Source organism: Tardiphaga sp. 709, assembly GCF_032401055.1.
Lineage (GTDB): Bacteria > Pseudomonadota > Alphaproteobacteria > Rhizobiales > Xanthobacteraceae > Tardiphaga.
Genome location: NZ_CP135529.1, coordinates 5756412 through 5772173, shown reverse-complemented (window position 1 = coordinate 5772173; position 15762 = coordinate 5756412). Strand labels below are relative to the sequence as shown.

At 61.4% G+C, this 15762-nt stretch carries 14 protein-coding genes; 5 read left to right on the top strand and 9 right to left on the bottom strand.

Translation table 11 applies throughout. The annotated features are described in order from the left end of the window. The first annotated feature begins 42 nt into the window (after positions 1-42). The 3 genes from RSO67_RS27745 (at position 43) to RSO67_RS27735 (ending at position 2925) form a co-directional block, all read left to right on the top strand. Entirely contained in the window at positions 43-741 is a 699-nt protein-coding gene (locus RSO67_RS27745; RefSeq protein ID WP_315841471.1) for a fumarylacetoacetate hydrolase family protein, read from the top strand. Positions 742-819: 78 nt separating this feature from the next. Continuing rightward, positions 820-1845 (top strand): LLM class flavin-dependent oxidoreductase, encoded by a 1026-nt coding sequence (locus RSO67_RS27740; protein WP_315841470.1) that lies wholly within the window; start codon positions 820-822, stop codon positions 1843-1845. 228 nt (positions 1846-2073) lie between these two features. Then, on the top strand, positions 2074-2925 hold the full coding sequence (locus RSO67_RS27735) for a hypothetical protein (protein ID WP_315841469.1): 852 nt from the start codon (positions 2074-2076) through the stop codon (positions 2923-2925). 66 nt (positions 2926-2991) lie between these two features. On the opposite strand, the gene ahcY is transcribed toward RSO67_RS27735, so the two are convergent. From ahcY to RSO67_RS27720, 3 genes are all read right to left on the bottom strand, one after another. Further along, a complete protein-coding gene (gene ahcY, locus RSO67_RS27730; protein ID WP_315841468.1) occupies positions 2992-4413 on the bottom strand; it encodes an adenosylhomocysteinase in 1422 nt (473 codons plus the stop codon). A 209-nt stretch (positions 4414-4622) separates the two neighbouring features. Next, on the bottom strand, positions 4623-5816 hold the full coding sequence (gene metK / locus RSO67_RS27725) for a methionine adenosyltransferase (RefSeq protein ID WP_089268239.1): 1194 nt from the start codon (positions 5814-5816) through the stop codon (positions 4623-4625). 60 nt (positions 5817-5876) lie between these two features. Further along, positions 5877-7232: a hypothetical protein gene (locus RSO67_RS27720; RefSeq protein ID WP_309946316.1), complete on the bottom strand. Its 1356-nt coding sequence runs from the start codon at positions 7230-7232 to the stop codon at positions 5877-5879. A 177-nt stretch (positions 7233-7409) separates the two neighbouring features. On the opposite strand from RSO67_RS27720, the gene RSO67_RS27715 reads away from it, so the two are divergent. Further along, a complete protein-coding gene (locus RSO67_RS27715) occupies positions 7410-8720 on the top strand; it encodes a UDP-glucose/GDP-mannose dehydrogenase family protein (RefSeq protein ID WP_315841467.1) in 1311 nt (436 codons plus the stop codon). A gap of 87 nt (positions 8721-8807) precedes the next feature. Here RSO67_RS27715 and RSO67_RS27710 read toward each other — a convergent pair whose 3' ends face one another. From RSO67_RS27710 to RSO67_RS27685, 6 genes are all read right to left on the bottom strand, one after another. Then, positions 8808-9926: a cobalamin-independent methionine synthase II family protein gene (locus tag RSO67_RS27710; protein WP_315841466.1), complete on the bottom strand. Its 1119-nt coding sequence runs from the start codon at positions 9924-9926 to the stop codon at positions 8808-8810. Positions 9927-9957: 31 nt separating this feature from the next. Continuing rightward, positions 9958-10704, bottom strand: a complete 747-nt coding sequence (locus RSO67_RS27705) for an ABC transporter ATP-binding protein (RefSeq protein WP_315841465.1) — start codon at positions 10702-10704, stop codon at positions 9958-9960. Beyond that, positions 10697-11449, bottom strand: a complete 753-nt coding sequence (locus RSO67_RS27700; RefSeq protein ID WP_089268231.1) for an ABC transporter ATP-binding protein — start codon at positions 11447-11449, stop codon at positions 10697-10699. Before RSO67_RS27700 ends, RSO67_RS27705 begins: the two co-directional genes overlap by 8 nt. After that, positions 11446-12444: a branched-chain amino acid ABC transporter permease gene (locus tag RSO67_RS27695; protein WP_086937157.1), complete on the bottom strand. Its 999-nt coding sequence runs from the start codon at positions 12442-12444 to the stop codon at positions 11446-11448. The genes RSO67_RS27700 and RSO67_RS27695 overlap by 4 nt, the downstream gene beginning before the upstream one ends. A 52-nt stretch (positions 12445-12496) precedes the next feature. Next, complete coding sequence (locus RSO67_RS27690; protein ID WP_068738185.1) at positions 12497-13363, bottom strand: branched-chain amino acid ABC transporter permease; 867 nt, start codon at positions 13361-13363, stop codon at positions 12497-12499. A gap of 200 nt (positions 13364-13563) precedes the next feature. Beyond that, positions 13564-14733, bottom strand: a complete 1170-nt coding sequence (locus tag RSO67_RS27685; RefSeq protein ID WP_315841463.1) for an ABC transporter substrate-binding protein — start codon at positions 14731-14733, stop codon at positions 13564-13566. Between the two features lie 248 nt (positions 14734-14981). On the opposite strand from RSO67_RS27685, the gene RSO67_RS27680 reads away from it, so the two are divergent. Continuing rightward, a complete protein-coding gene (locus RSO67_RS27680; RefSeq protein ID WP_315841462.1) occupies positions 14982-15473 on the top strand; it encodes a MarR family winged helix-turn-helix transcriptional regulator in 492 nt (163 codons plus the stop codon). Positions 15474-15762: the final 289 nt, after the last annotated feature.

Below are 15762 nucleotides of genomic sequence, written 5' to 3'. Positions count from 1 at the left end.
CCGTTTTGATCCCCGCCTTCACAACCAGCCCGAGAGCCGTCCATGACCGCATCGTTCGTTATCGCTCCTCCGCCGCAGGCCGCCATCGCCGTTCAGGGCGAGACGTCGAAATTCCCGGTGCGCCGTGTCTGGTGCGTGGGCCGCAACTATCTCGAGCACATCCGCGAACTCGGCAATGACGAGCGCAACCCTCCCTTCTTCTTCGCCAAGCACGCCGACATGATCGTGCCGGATGGCAGCGAGATCCCTTACCCGACGCTGACCAAGGACATGCAGCACGAGGTCGAGCTCGTCGTCGCGCTGAAGAGCGGCGGCCTCAACATCTCGCCGGAAAAGGCGCTCGATCACGTCTGGGGCTATGGCGTCAGCGTCGACCTCACCCGCCGCGACTTGCAGACAATTTCGCGCAAGAAGGAGCAGCCCTGGGAGATCGGCAAGTCGTTCGACATGTCGGCACCCACCGGCGCGCTCGTCCCCGCTTCGAAGGTCGGCCATCCCTCCAAGGGCAAGATCTGGCTCTCGGTGAACGGTACCGAACGTCAGAAGGGCGACCTGTCCGAGATGATCTGGAACATCGCCGAAATCATTTCCAAACTCTCGCTGCAGGTCGAACTCGGTGCCGGCGACGTGATCCTGACCGGCACCCCGGCTGGCGTGGCCGCGCTGCAGCCCGGCGACAAGGTCGAATGCGGCGTCGATGGCATCGGCACCTTGAAGTTCGAAATCACCAAACCCAAGTAAGGCACGCACGCCTTCATTGCGAAAGGCCGCGCATGATGCGCGGCCTTTTTCGTTTTGGCTCCATCAGGGAAGCTATCCATGCCGCTCGAACTAGGTCTCGACACGTTCGGTGACGTCACACGTGGCGCAGACGGCGAAATGCTGTCACATGCACAAGTCATCCGGAATGTCATCGACGAGGCCGTCCTCGCCGATCAGCTCGGCGTCGACTTCTTTGGTGTCGGCGAGCATCACCGCGCAGACTTTGCCGTATCAGCGCCCGAAGTCCTGCTCGCGGCCATCGCCGCACGCACCAAACGCATTCGCCTCGGTTCCGCCGTGACCGTGCTGAGCTCCGACGATCCGATCCGCGTCTTCCAGCGTTTTGCCACCGTCGATGCTGCCTCGAACGGCCGCGCCGAGGTCATTCTCGGCCGCGGCTCGTTCACCGAATCCTTCCCGCTGTTCGGCTTCAAGCTCGACCAGTACGAGACGCTGTTCGAGGACAAGCTCGATCTGTTCGCAGCGCTGGCGTCCGAGCCGGAAGTAACCTGGAGCGGCACGACCCGCCCGCCACTCACCAATCAGCGCGTCTATCCGCCGATCGAGGCCGGCAGGCTGATGACCTGGATTGGCGTCGGCGGCAGTCCTGAGTCAGTCGTTCGCGCGGTGCGCTATGACATGCCTTTGATGCTGGCGATCATCGGCGGCGAGCCCGAGCGATTCAAACCCTATGTCGATCTCTATCATCGCGCCTATGCCGAGATTCAGCGACCGGTGAAGCCGATCGGCGTGCATTCGCCGGGCTATGTCGCCGCCAGCGACGAGCAGGCGCGTGAGGAACTGTGGTCTGATTACAAAGCAATGCGCGATCGCATCGGCAAGGAGCGCGGCTGGCCACCGATGCAGCGCCGCGAATTTGATCAGGAAGCCGAACACGGATCGCTCTATGTGGGATCGCCAGAGACCGTGGCGAAGAAGATCGCGAAAACCGCAAAGGCACTCGGCATTTCGCGCTTCGATCTGAAATACAGCGCGGGACCATTGCCGCACGAGAAGCTGATGACGTGTATCGAGCTGTACGGCCGCCGAGTCATTCCGATGGTGCGGGAGATGTTGGGCTGAGGCTGCCGCTCCGCCGTCTGTCGGCGCGCGCGCATCCGTCTTGCATCGTCGTGCCATTCAGGCGCGTCGATGCGGAGCGATATCAGGAACGGTAAGTCCTGATGTGTTGCCAAAGCGCAATGCGCGCATTAGATATATGAACAACTTTAGGTTTATTGCGTTTGCTGGTCAAGGAGGCGTCCGATGGGCACCAAGTTGAGCTTTGCCTTTTGGTGCGCAGTGCTGACCATGATCGGCGGCAACGCCTCCGCTGCTGACATGCTGGTTAGGACCCCTCTTGATGCGCGCGTGTGGATCAATCCCATCCTCATCGCGAATACGCAGGTCGGCCTTGGCGTTGTCGGGCATCGCGTCGACTACAACGAGACGACATCGCAAGCTCCGCGCTTCAGCAGCGAAAAAGGCTGGCTGCCGGGCCTGCAACTTGGCGTATCGGCCATGGCTCCCATCGGCGCGGTGACCAACATCTACTTCATGGGCGTGTTCACATGGATCGCGGGAAAAACGGAATACGGCGCGTCAGGCGGTCCCGTAACCAAGGATTTCAGCGGCGCCGATATCAGAAACCTGGATCTTCGGTTCGGCAAAGGTTTCGATGTCGCTGCTGACTGGATGATTACGCCCTATCTCGGCGCCGGCTATCGCGGATGGGAACGCAATCTAGGCAACGGCAACAGTCCTTCCGGATATCGCGAACTCTATGAGCACGGTTATGCCGGTGGCGGGTTGCTGGTTCAATGGGCCGCGAGCGACAGGATCGTTTTATCCGCCTCCGGCTTGATCGGAACAACGCTTGCCCCGAAAATGACGACGTCGTTCAACGGCGGCGTGCCTATCAATCCACTGACCTACGATCTGGGCAGTTCAACCATGTATATGGCTGGACTCTCGGCAGATTACGCCATTACGCGGGAATGGCACGCAAATGTGGGTATCGACTTTCTCAACTTCCGATATGGCGCATCCGCCGTGGCATTTGACGGCTCGCTGGAACCGGACAGCCGGACCTCGAATTGGACCATCAAGGCGGGCTTTGGCTACAGCCTCTTCAAACCAGCCGTGATCACGGCAAACAACTGACGATCGAACCAGCAAAAAGCCCCGGATCGCTCCGGGGCTTTTCTTATTCAATACGGCAAACCAAACTCAGTAGCGGTAGTGATCCGACTTGAACGGACCTTCCTGCTTCACGCCGATATAGTCGGCCTGGTCCTTGCGCAGCTTGGTCAGATTCACGCCGATCTTGGCGAGATGCAGCATCGCGACCTTCTCGTCGAGCGACTTCGGCAGCACGTACACTTCCTTCTTGTACTTGCCGTCGTTGTTGTTGGCATAGAGCTCGATCTGCGCCAGCGTCTGGTTGGTGAACGACGCCGACATCACGAAGGACGGATGACCCATGGCATTGCCGAGGTTCACCAGGCGGCCTTCCGACAGCATGATGATGCGGTGACCGTCAGGGAACGTGATTTCGTCGACTTGCGGCTTGATGTTGTCCCACTTCAGGTTCTTCAGCGACGCGATCTGGATCTCGTTGTCGAAGTGACCGATGTTGCAGACGATGGCACGATCTTTCATCGCGCGCATGTGCTCGATGGTGATGATGTCCTTGTTGCCGGTCGCGGTGACGAAAATGTCGGCCTGGGGCGCGGCGTCTTCCATCGTGACGACCTGATAGCCTTCCATCGCCGCCTGCAGCGCGCAGATCGGATCGACTTCGGAGACCATCACGCGGCAGCCGGCCTGGCGCAGCGAAGCAGCCGAGCCCTTGCCGACATCGCCGAAGCCAGCGACCATCGCGACCTTGCCCGACATCATCACGTCGGTGCCGCGGCGGATGCCGTCGACCAGCGATTCACGGCAGCCATAGAGATTGTCGAACTTCGACTTGGTGACGGAGTCATTGACGTTGATCGCGGGCCACAGCAGCGTGCCGGCCTTCTGCATGTCGTACAGGCGATGCACGCCCGTTGTGGTTTCTTCCGAGACGCCCTTGATGCTCTCGGCAATCGCCTTGAAATAGCCCTTCGGCTTTTCCTTGAGCTGCTTCTTGAGCAGCGCGAAGAACACTTCCTCTTCTTCCGAAGCGGGCTTGTCGAGGAACGCCGTGTCGCCGTTCTCTGCCTTGAGGCCGAGATGGACATACATGGTGGCGTCGCCGCCGTCATCGAGGATCATGTTGGGGTGACCGCCGCCATGCCAGTCGAACAGCTTTGCGGTGTAGTCCCAGTATTCGGTCAGTGTTTCACCCTTGATGGCGAACACCGGAATGCCGGCAGCGGCGATCGCGGCTGCGGCGTGATCCTGAGTCGAATAGATATTGCACGAGACCCAGCGGATGTCGGCGCCGAGTGCCTTCAGCGTCTCGATCAGCACGCCGGTCTGAATGGTCATGTGCAGCGAGCCAGCGATGCGGGCGCCCTTCAGCACCTGCTTCGGGCCATATTCCTCGCGGGTGGCCATCAGGCCTGGCATCTCGGTCTCGGCGATCGAGAGCTCCTTGCGGCCGAAGGCGGCGAGGTTGATGTCTTTGACGATGTAGTCGGTGAAACCGTTGGGGGCGGTCATATTTGAATCCTTGTTCCTATAGAGCGAGAGGTTCTCGCGGACGCTCATAATTGCGCCCTCTCCCCTCGCGGGAGAGGGCTGCACAGACGGTCACGACATACTCGGTTCGGAGAGGGGCTGGTCGTAGGCCCTCTCCCGCCTTCGCTTCGCGAAGGCACCCTCTCCCGCTGCGCAAAGCTTCGCTTTGCTGGGGGAGAGGGAAAGTAAGATCAGACGTTACGCTTCAGCGCATCGACGAGGTCGGTCTTCTCCCAGGAGAAGCCGCCGTCGGCATCCGGCGTGCGACCGAAATGACCGTAGGCCGACGTGCGGGCGTAGATCGGCTTGTTGAGGTCGAGATGCTTGCGGATGCCGCGCGGCGTCAGATCCATCGCGGCAGCAACGGCCTTCTCGATGGCATCGTCAGCGACCTTGCCGGTGCCGTGAGTGTCGACATAGATCGACAGCGGGCGCGCCACGCCGATGGCATAAGCGAGCTGCAGCGTCGCCTTGTCGGCCAGACCAGCAGCAACGATGTTCTTGGCAACGTAACGCGCAGCGTAGGCAGCCGAACGGTCCACCTTGGTGGAGTCCTTGCCCGAGAATGCACCGCCACCATGCGGGGCTGCGCCGCCGTAGGTGTCGACGATGATCTTGCGGCCGGTGAGACCTGCGTCGCCATCGGGACCGCCGATGAAGAACTTGCCGGTCGGATTGATGTGCCAGATCGTCTTGTCGCTGATCCAGCCATCCGGCAGCGCTTTGCGGACGTAGGGCTCGACGCGTTCGCGCACCTGGTTCGAGGTCATGTCCTCAACGAGATGCTGATGCGAGACGACGATTTCGCGCACGCCAACCGGCTTGCCGTTTTCGTACTGCACGGTGACCTGGCTCTTGGAGTCCGGACCGAGCACCTTTTCGGTACCGGCATGACGGGCTTCCGAGATCAGGCGCAGGATCTTGTGCGCGTAGAAGATCGGCGCCGGCATCAGCTCGGGCGTTTCGTTGGTGGCGTAACCGAACATGATGCCCTGGTCGCCAGCGCCTTCTTCGGCATTGGTCGGCTGCTTGGCATCGACGCCCTGTGCGATATCGGCCGACTGCGGATGCAGCAGAATCTCGACGTCGGCGGTCTTCCAGTGAAAACCGTCCTGCTCGTAGCCGATGTCCTTGATGGCGGCGCGAACGACGGCTTCGATGTGGTCGTTGGTGACGGTGGACGGACCCCGGGTCTCGCCGGCGATCACAACCTTGTTGGTGGTGGCGAGGGTTTCGCAGGCAGCGCGAATATCCCAGGGATCGATGCCCGCCTTCGGGCCTTCGCGGAAGAACAGATCGACGATCTCGTCGGAGATACGGTCGCAGACCTTGTCGGGATGGCCTTCGGAAACCGATTCACTGGTGAAGAGATAAGACGCGCGCATCAACTGGTCCTCTTTATTTGCGCCGGGTACGGCAGCCTTCGTCACATTGTTCCGGAAATGTCAGTCGCGACGCCGCGAGATGACGTAGGATTCGTCGTAGAACCAGAGACCGTTGTGCTTGCGCAGAACCTCTCGGGTGGCATCCAGGTAACGGCCGCTCTGGGTCACTTCCGTCAAACGGTCATCCTCGATTTGAGCCACGTAAACCGCCGCGTTCCACGCTGCAAAAGCCGTCGAAGTTCCGATCGATCCGGTCACCTCGTTCGGCAGCGCCTCCATGGCGTAGCGAAAGATCGACCGCTGGTCGGAATAGGCATTGAAGTTCAGATCGCGGCCGGCTGAACCCAGCTCATATTTCACCGCCCGCAATAGCTCATGCCGGCTCACGGCGAAAGGATTTTCTTTGGGCCAGACGGCTTGAACGATCTCCATACCGGGGTCCTGCCCATGCGAATGGATACCGATCAGTCGCCCACCGGCCCGCAGTGCCCGGGCCAGCGGCGCCATGATCCGTTTGGCCCGAAATTGCACCGAAGACTTCGCCCGATAGGGCTGGGAGGCGATAATCAGATCGAAATTGGCCTCCGTGCGCCCTGCCCGCGGGATAATCGAATCCAGCAGGAACCTGTGATCCTCGCGATAGACCACCAGCGCCACGGGCCGTTCATAGGTCGGCATGCCCGATCTGGGGTTGATGCTGGCCCGCCAGTTGTCCTCAAGAAAAGCTCCAAGTCCGGCGATCTGGTCGGCGAATTCGCCGGACGAAGCCCCCCGCAGTGGAACTTCGTGCCAGATCATGGCGGCGGCAGCGACCGGCGATGCCGGGGTCAGGGTGGGCGCCTCGGCATAGTGCATGTTGGTCAGGACGAAGACCGTGGCGGGATGTTCAAACAGCCGATCCGGCACCTTGTCCAGCGTCAGCCGGACGTCCTCCAGGCTGAGCTCCTTGCCCGCGATGTAGAACGGCATATGCGGAAAACGGCCGTGCATCGAGCGCATCACCCGCGCCAGCACCGTGCCGTCGCCAACGCCCGCATCGAACACCCGCAGCGCTGGCGGGCGCGGATGGATGCTCGCCAGTTCAAGCCCGACGCGATCGGCAATCACCCGCTTTTCCGAGCAGGTATGGACGAACAGCAGGTATTTCTGCCGGTTCTCGAAGAAGCGGAAATTGCTGCGCGGATCGCGCCGTTCGATCGGCGGCTCCAGCCCGCGTGGCGGCGGCACGCCCTCTGGCATCGACTGGGCGATGAAGGCCTGGATCCGCTCCAGCGTGTCGATGGTGATGCGTTTGCCCTCGCGCAGGCGGTTGACCAGCTTGCCGTCGTTGACGGCCCGTCGACCGAAGGTCGACTCTGCCATTTCCGCCTGTCGGCAAAAATCGGAGATGATTCCGAGGATCTGATCGTTCTTCATGTGCGGGGATGTGACCGGAAGTGGGCAGAATTATGCTTGGCCCACTCTCTAGCACAGTCTGCCCACAGATGAAATGCCCGCTCGCTGCACCTGCCGTCGTGTGAAAGTCGCGCGCTTCTGTTAAGGTACGGCAACTTCAATTCTCGCCTTTCCGACTACTCAAAACGGGCTTTCCCCATGCGCATCGCGATGATCGGCACCGGTTACGTCGGCCTTGTGTCCGGCGCCTGCTTCGCTGACTTTGGCCACCACGTGACCTGCGTGGACAAGGACAGCAGCAAGATCGACGCCCTGCTCCGTGGCGAGATCCCGATCTTCGAGCCCGGCCTGGACGCGCTGGTGGCCAGCAATGTGAAAAGCGGCCGGCTCGGCTTCAGTCTCGACCTCAGTGAGGCCGTGAAGACGGCGGATGCCGTGTTCATCGCGGTCGGAACCCCGTCCCGCCGCGGCGATGGCCACGCCGATCTCAGCTACGTCCACGCTGCCGCGCGCGAGATAGCCGCCAACCTGCGCGATTTTACTGTTGTGATCACCAAATCGACCGTGCCGGTCGGCACCGGCGACGATGTGGAACGCATCATCAGGGAAGCCAATCCCGACGCCGACGTCGCCGTCGCGTCAAACCCGGAGTTCCTGCGCGAGGGCGCCGCGATCCGCGACTTCAAGCATCCCGACCGCATCGTTGTCGGCACCGACGACGAGCGCGCACGCACAGTGATCTCGGAGATCTATCGCCCGCTTTATCTCAATCAGGCCCCCATCATGTATACGGGTCGGCGCACCGCCGAGCTGATCAAATACGCCGCCAACGCATTTCTCGCGACCAAGATCACCTTCATCAATGAAATCGCTGATCTGGCCGAGCGGACCGGTGCGGATGTCCAGGACGTCGCGCGTGGCATCGGCCTCGATAACCGCATCGGCGCGAAGTTCCTGCATGCAGGCCCCGGCTTCGGCGGCTCGTGTTTTCCGAAGGATACCCGCGCACTGGTCAAGACCGGTCAGGACTACGACGCGCCGTTGCGGATCGTCGAGGCTGTCCTCACCGTCAACGATAACCGCAAGCGCGCCATGGCCCGCAAGGTCTCTGCCGCGCTTGGCGGCAATCTGCGCGGCAAGACCGTCGGCGTGCTCGGACTGACGTTCAAGCCCAACACCGACGACATGCGCGAGGCGCCGTCGATCCCCTTGATCACCGCGCTTCAGGATCTCGGCGCAACCGTGCAGGCCTACGATCCCGTCGGTATGGAACAGGCCAAGCACGAACTGCCGGATATCACCTATTGCGACGATGCCTACGCATGCGCGACTGGCGCCGACGCGCTCGTGATCGTGACCGAATGGGAGCAGTTCCGCGCACTCGACCTCGCGCAAGTGAAGCAGAAGATGAAGCAGCCGGTCATCGTGGATCTGCGTAACATCTACCGCCCCGAGGAGATGGAGAAGGCCGGCTTCACCTATGAAAGCGTGGGCCGCGGCAAGTCTTGAGAGCTCATCGTCAGGAGGCTGAAATGCAAATGCCCGGCAAAAGCCGGGCATTTGTGTTGGCGAGCCGCCGGTCAGGCGACAGCGGGCTTACTTGCCCCAGAGCTCGTTCGCGACATCGACAGCGAGCTTCAACTTGGCCCACTGCTCTTCCTCGCTGAGGATGTTGCCTTCCTCGGTGGAGGCGAAACCGCATTGCGGCGACACGGCAAGCTGGTCGAGCGGCGCAAACTTCGCAGCTTCCTGGAGGCGAGCCTTGATGTCTTCCTTCTTCTCGAGCTCACCGAACTTCGAGGTGATAACACCGACCACGACGACCTTGTTGCCCTTCGGCAGGAAGCGCAGCGGTTCGAAGCCGCCGGCACGATCCGAGTCGTATTCGAGAAAGTAGCCGTCATAGTTGGTACCGGCGAGCAGCGTTTCAGCCACTGGTTCGTAGCCGCCCGACGAAATCCAGGTGGAGCGGAAGTTGCCGCGGCAGACATGCGTCGTGATCACCATGTCCGCAGGACGCTCGGCGATCGCGTAATTGATGATGCGCGAATAGATCTGTTGCAGATTGTCAGCATCCTCGCCGCGCGCACGGACCTTGTTCAACTCATCTTCCGAGCAAAGATAGGCCCAGACGGTGTCGTCGAACTGCAGGTAGCGGCAGCCGGCGTCGTAGAACGCCTTCACCGCCTTGCGATAGGCCTTGGCGAGATCCTCGAAGAACACTTCGATATCCGGATAGACCTCCTTCGAGATCGCGTTGCGACCGCCGCGGAAATGCAGAACTGCCGGCGACGGGATGGTCATCTTCGCGGTGACGCCCGCCGTGTCGCAATGCTTCTTCAGGAACTTGAAGTGCGCCAGCATCGGATGATCGTCGGGGAAATCCACCTTGCCGATCACGCGCACCGAGTCATGACGGGTCTCGACGCCGGTGAACTGGATGCCGGTGTCGGGATGATAGAGCTCGCAGCCGGTCAGCTTGGCGAGGAAGTCGAAGTGCCACCACGAACGACGGAACTCGCCGTCGGTGGCGAGCTTGAGGCCGGTCGAGGCCTGGCGATGCACAATCTTCTCGATCTCGATATCTTCGACCTTGCGCAGATCGTCGGCCGAAATGTCGCCCTTCTCCAGCTTGGCGCGTGCTTCCTTGATCGATGCTGGCCGCAACAGGCTGCCGACTTCGTCGGCACGGAACGGGGCTTTGGTTCTCTGCATAGTCGTTACTCCAGGATGCTCGGTTTGCAGATTAGCCGGGTGTGCCGGCCGTGTGATTATTCTTGCTGCCGGCCGCGCCGGCGACGCCGAGGAAATGCTCCAGCACGCCAGGATCAGATTTCAACGCTGCACTCGTTGCATCATGCACGATGGTACCGCGTTCCAATATCACGACACGATCGGCGAGCCCGAGTATTTTTTGTGCATTCTGTTCCACGATGATAGAACAGATGCCGCCGGCACGTGTGATCTTGCCCAGCGCTGCCAGCAATTCATCGACGATGATCGGCGCAAGGCCTTCAGTCGGTTCATCCAGCAGCAGAACCTGCGGATTGAGCGTCAGCGCACGGCCGATCGCCAGCATCTGCTGTTCACCGCCGGAGAGTTGGTTGCCGAAATTATTCTTGCGCTCTTCGAGCCGCGGAAACATCTCGTAGATCTTCTTGACGTCCCATGGCCCAGGCTGCGCCACAGCGGTCATGTTTTCTTCCACGGTGAGCGAGCGGAAGATATTGCGCTCCTGCGGCACCCAGCCAATGCCGGCGCGGGCGCGCTGGTCCGGCCTCAGCGACGTGATGTCCTTTCCGCCGAGCTTCAGCGTGCCGCTGAAGCGGCGGGTGACGCCGACGATGGAATTGATCAGCGTGGTTTTGCCGGTGCCATTGCGTCCGAGCAGTGCCAGCACCTGGCTTTCGCCGAGTTGCAGCGTCATCTTCGGAATGACCACGGCTTCGCCATAGCCCGCGCGCAGGTCATTGATGTCGAGAAGATCAGACATCGGCGCCCTCGCCCAGATAGACGGCCTTGACGCGCGGATCGCGCGCCACTTCGTCCGGCGGGCCTTCCACCAGCATGGCGCCCGCGACCAGCACAGAGATGCGATCGGCAAAGGAGAATACCAGATCCATGTCGTGCTCGATCAGCAACACGGTGACGTCGCGCGGCAGGCTGGCGACGGCCGAGAGAATATCGTGGCGCTCGCTTTCCGGCACACCCGCAGCCGGCTCGTCGAGCAGCAGCACACGCGGCTTGGTGGCGATGGCGACGGCGATCTCGAGAAGGCGCTGCTTGCCATAGGGCAATGTCGCCGTCGGCTCATTCATGACGTCGAGCAAATGAAAGCGCGCGAGGTTTTCCGCGATCGCGTCATTGACGTCACTGCGGGTGCCCATGCGACGCCACCAGTCGCTGCCATGTCCGAGATGTTCGGACGCAGCGAGACCGACCGTCTCCAGCGGCGTCATGTCGGGATAAAGCTGATTGATCTGGAAGGTGCGCGACAACCCGCGCAGCACGCGCTTGTGAACCGGCAGGCCGGTGATGTCGTTGCCTTCGAGCAGGATGCGGCCGGAGTTGGGCTTGAGCACGCCGGTCAGAAGATTGATCACCGTCGTCTTGCCGGCACCGTTCGGACCGATCAGCGCATGGCGCGCGCCGGCCTCGATCTTGAGCGACAGATCGCGGGTGACCCGGAGCCCGCCGAAGGACTTTTCGAGATTGACGGTTTCCAGCGCGATGGTCATGGCGCCTCACCTTCCGGCGCAACGACCGGCGTCTTGGCACGGCCGAACTTGCTCGCGATCAGCCGCGGCAGAAACAGCGCCCAGCGATGCATCCGGTCGCGGCCGATCAGCACGATGACCACCAGCACGGCGCCGATCCAGAACTGCCAGTATTGCGGCGTCAGCGTCGAGAACAGCTCCTGCAGCAGTTTGAAGATCACTGCACCGATCAAGCCGCCATAGAGATAGCCGGTGCCGCCGATGATCAGCACCAGCATCAGGTCGGCCGAGCGATCGAAGGCAAAACCGTCGAGCGAGGCGAGCGCTGTCGTCTGCGTCGAGAGTGCACCGGCAACGCCCGCATAGAAGGCGGCGATAGTGTAGATCGCGATCAGCCGGCGATTGACGGGAATGCCGATCGCCGAGGCGCGCAGCGGATTGTTACGGATCGCTCGCAGCGACAGGCCGAATGGCGAATGCACGATGCGGCGTGCCAGCAGGAACAGGACAAACAGCACGCAGAGGCAATAGATGAAGCCGACCTTGCCGAAGATATCGAAGGAGAACTGGCCGAGGATCGGCGCCATCTCGATGCCCTGAAGGCCATCGGAACCACCGGTTATGTTTGAAAAGCGGTTGGCGAGTTCGCGCAGCAACAACGCGATTCCGAGCGTCACCATCAGCCGCGTCAGATCCGAACCGCGCATGACGAGGAAGCTTGTCACAAAGCCGAGCGCCATCGCGGCAAGACCAGCCACGACCAATGCAATCACCGGTTCGGTGACGATGCCGTGCAATGCGAGCAGTCCCGCCGCATAGCCGCCGAAGCCGAAGAATGCGGCGTGGCCGAGCGAAACGATGCCAGCATAGCCGAGGATGAGATCGAGCGAGAGCGCGAACAGCGCGAGCCAGGCGATCTCGGTGAGGATCAGGTAGCGGTTCGGAAACAGCAGGATGCAGCCTGCAGCGGCGAGCCAGAACACGACTTCGGGCCAGCGCCATTGCGCGCGCGCCATGGCGAAGGTGCCGACTTCCGGATGGGTGGTGCTGTTGGCTGTCATGACGCCCTCACCGCGCCGCCGTACGGCCAAACAGGCCGTTCGGGCGCCAGATCAGGATGACGATCATCATGGTGTAGATCACGAAGGCGCCAAGCTTCGGCACGTAATATTTACCGGCGACGTCGCCGATGCCCAGCAGCAGCGAGGCCAGGAACGGCCCGGTGATGCTGGACGAACCGCCGACCGTCACCACGATCAGGAAGTAGATCATGAACTTCAGCGGGAAATACGGATCGAGGCCGAGGATTTCCGCGCCAAGTGCGCCGCCCATGCCAGCCAATCCGCAGCCGAACGCGAAGGTCAGCGCGAAGACCTGCGGGACGTTGATGCCCAAACCTGACGCAGCCCGCGGATCGTCGACCGCGGCGCGCAACCGACTGCCGAAGCGCGTTTTCGACAGGATCATCTGCAATGCGATGGTGAGCAATCCGCAGATCACAATGATCATCAGGCGATAGCGACCGACGCCAAGGCCGAACAGATTGATCTGGCCCTGCAGATAATCCGGGAGATGGATAAAAGTCTGCGCCGAGCCCATGAAGTAGTCCATCGCCGTCACGGACATGAAGACGAGGCCGATGGTGAACAGCACCTGATCAAGATGGCTGCGCGTATAGAGATGGCGATAGAGCGATCGCTCAAGCACGGCGCCGATCGCCGCGCTCACCACAAAAGCAATCGGCAAAGCCGCAAAGAATGGCAGGCCGGCGCGATTGACCAGGATCGCGCAAGCATAGCCGCCCGCCATGGCGAAGGCGCCGTGCGCGAGGTTGACGAAGTTCATCAGCCCCAGCGTCACCGCCAGCCCGCACGCCAGCACGAACAGCAACATGCCGTAGGCGACGCCGTCGAACAGAATGGTGAGAAGGGTCATGAAAGCGAGTTAGCCGTGATTAGAGAAACGTGAGATCGATATTTTAAAGCGACGTCATGGCCGGACTTGTTCCGGCCATCCACGCCTTGGCCAAAACGAAGACGTAGATGCCCGGGACATCCCGCGAAGCCGCGCTTCGCGCTTTGCCCGGGCATGACGTGGAGAGCGCGGTGCCAAACACGCGCTCCCTCCACGCAGCATTACTTCTTCGTCTTGCCGGGATCCTTCACCGCCTCGAACGTCGCGAATTCGATGTTGTAGAGTTCGCCGTCCACCTTCTTGACCTCACGGATATAGATGTTCTGCACGATGTCGCGGGTCTCCGGATCGATGGAGATCGGGCCGCGTGGACTTTCCCACTTCATGCCCTTCATCGCCGCGATCAGGCTGTCGCCGTCGGCCTTGCCGCCGGTCTTCTTCAGCGCCTCATAGACGAGATGGATGCCATCCCAGCCGCCGACTGCCATGAAGCCCGGACGGGTGTTGTAGGCCTTCTTGTAGGCCGCGACGAACTCCTTGTTCATCGCCGAGGGATGCGCTGCCGAATACAGATGCGCGGTGACGGCGCCAAGCGCTGCATCGCCCATGTTGTTGAGCAGGTCGTCGTCCATCACGTCGCCGGGTCCGATCACCTTGATGCCGGACTTGTCGAGGCCACGCTCGGCATACTGCTTCATGAAGTTACCGCCCTGCCCGGCAGGCACGAACACGAACACCGCGTCGGGCTTTGAGTCCTTCATGCGCTGCAGGAACGGCGCGAAATCGGGATTGGCGAGCGGCACCTTGACCTCTTCGACGATCTCTCCGCCGCCGGCGGTGAAGTGTTCCTTGAAGAATTGCAGTGCGTCGTTGCCCGGTGCGTAGTCGGAGGTCAGCGTCGCGACCTTCTTGATGCCGTTCTTGGCGGCCCAGTCACCGATAATGGTGGAGGACTGCGCCAGTGTGAACGAGGTGCGCACAATATAGGGCGAGCGCTCGGTGATGATCGAGGTGCCAGCGGCCATCACGATCTCGGGCACCTTCGCCTGGGTCGCGAGCGGCGCAGCGGCGAGCGCAGCCGGCGTGACGCCGAAGCCGGCGATGATGTTGACCTTCTCGTTGACGATCAGTTCCTGCGCGAGGCGCTTGGTGTTGTCAGGCAGCGCCGCGTCATCCTTGAGGATGATTTCGACCTTCTTGCCGGCAACGGTGTCGCCGTTCTTCTGCTGATAGAGCTTGATCGCGTTGTTGATCTGCTGGCCGGTCGAAGCCTGACCGCCGGTCATCGGCACGATCAGACCGATCTTGACGGTCTCCTGCGCCTGCGCAAAAGCGCCGATGGACAGCACGCCGACAGCAGCCACGGTCGCGGAAATGAAATTCCTCAGCATTAATTCCTCCTCTGTAGGTGATGCCGGCTCTTCAAGGCCGTGAAGTCATAGTCCCCATACGCTGTCGCCCGCGATGATGATCGCCCGCGATAACGGAGCCATGTTGACCTGTCAACGGCTGGGTTGACAACACAACGCGGTCTGTTGAACTGCGTAATTCCGACGCATCGTGGCATGCTGCTAAAGTCTAGCCAAGCATTCACGGGCCGCTCGATTTCCGTTCATTTCAGATTGCAGATCGTATCCAGATGACAAAGCCGGTGATCAACCATGGACGATATGTACCGGCGCTCATCAATTTCCTGGGCAACAAGCTCGCCGCGGGTGCCTCGAGCGCCTATCGGCGCGAATTCGGCGTCGGCGTCACGGAATGGCGAATCCTCTCGAAGCTCGCCAGCGAAGACGCGTGCACCGCACAACAGATTTGCCAGTATTTCGATCTCGACAAGGGGCTGGTCAGCCGCACGCTTAAATCTCTGGTCGATAACGGCAGCGTGACAGTGACCGATCTGGCCGGCGACAACAGGCGCGTCGTCATCCTGACCAAATCCGGCCGCGCGCTGCATGACCGGATCATCGAGCTGGCGCTGGACCGCGAACGGGTCCTGCTGGATTGCCTCGATGAGAAGGAAGTCGAAAAGCTGATCGACATGCTGGGCCGCCTGCTGGCACAGGCACCGGCGGTCAATGCGGTACAGGTTCGCAAACCCGCCGCACCGAAGCGCAAGACCACGGCGTGAGACGACAGGGCTGAGTGCGGCCACGCGCCGTCCTTGCCCGCGCCTGAGCGCCTGAGTGGCAGTCCCCGGTGGCCTCCCTCAAGAATGAGGGAGATGAAGCGCCGAAAGGCGCGACTTGGGTACAGTGCCGCAGCGTGCTGTCCGGATCGCCGGACATCAGAGGCCGCGGAAACGCCTTTCGACGCTCCATCGTGGCGATTTCTGTCCTCGGGACCGTTCTTCCGGGCAAAGGCGCAGACCTCCGCAGTCCGCTTATCCCGACGGTTTCCCGCCGTTCACCAATGCCACG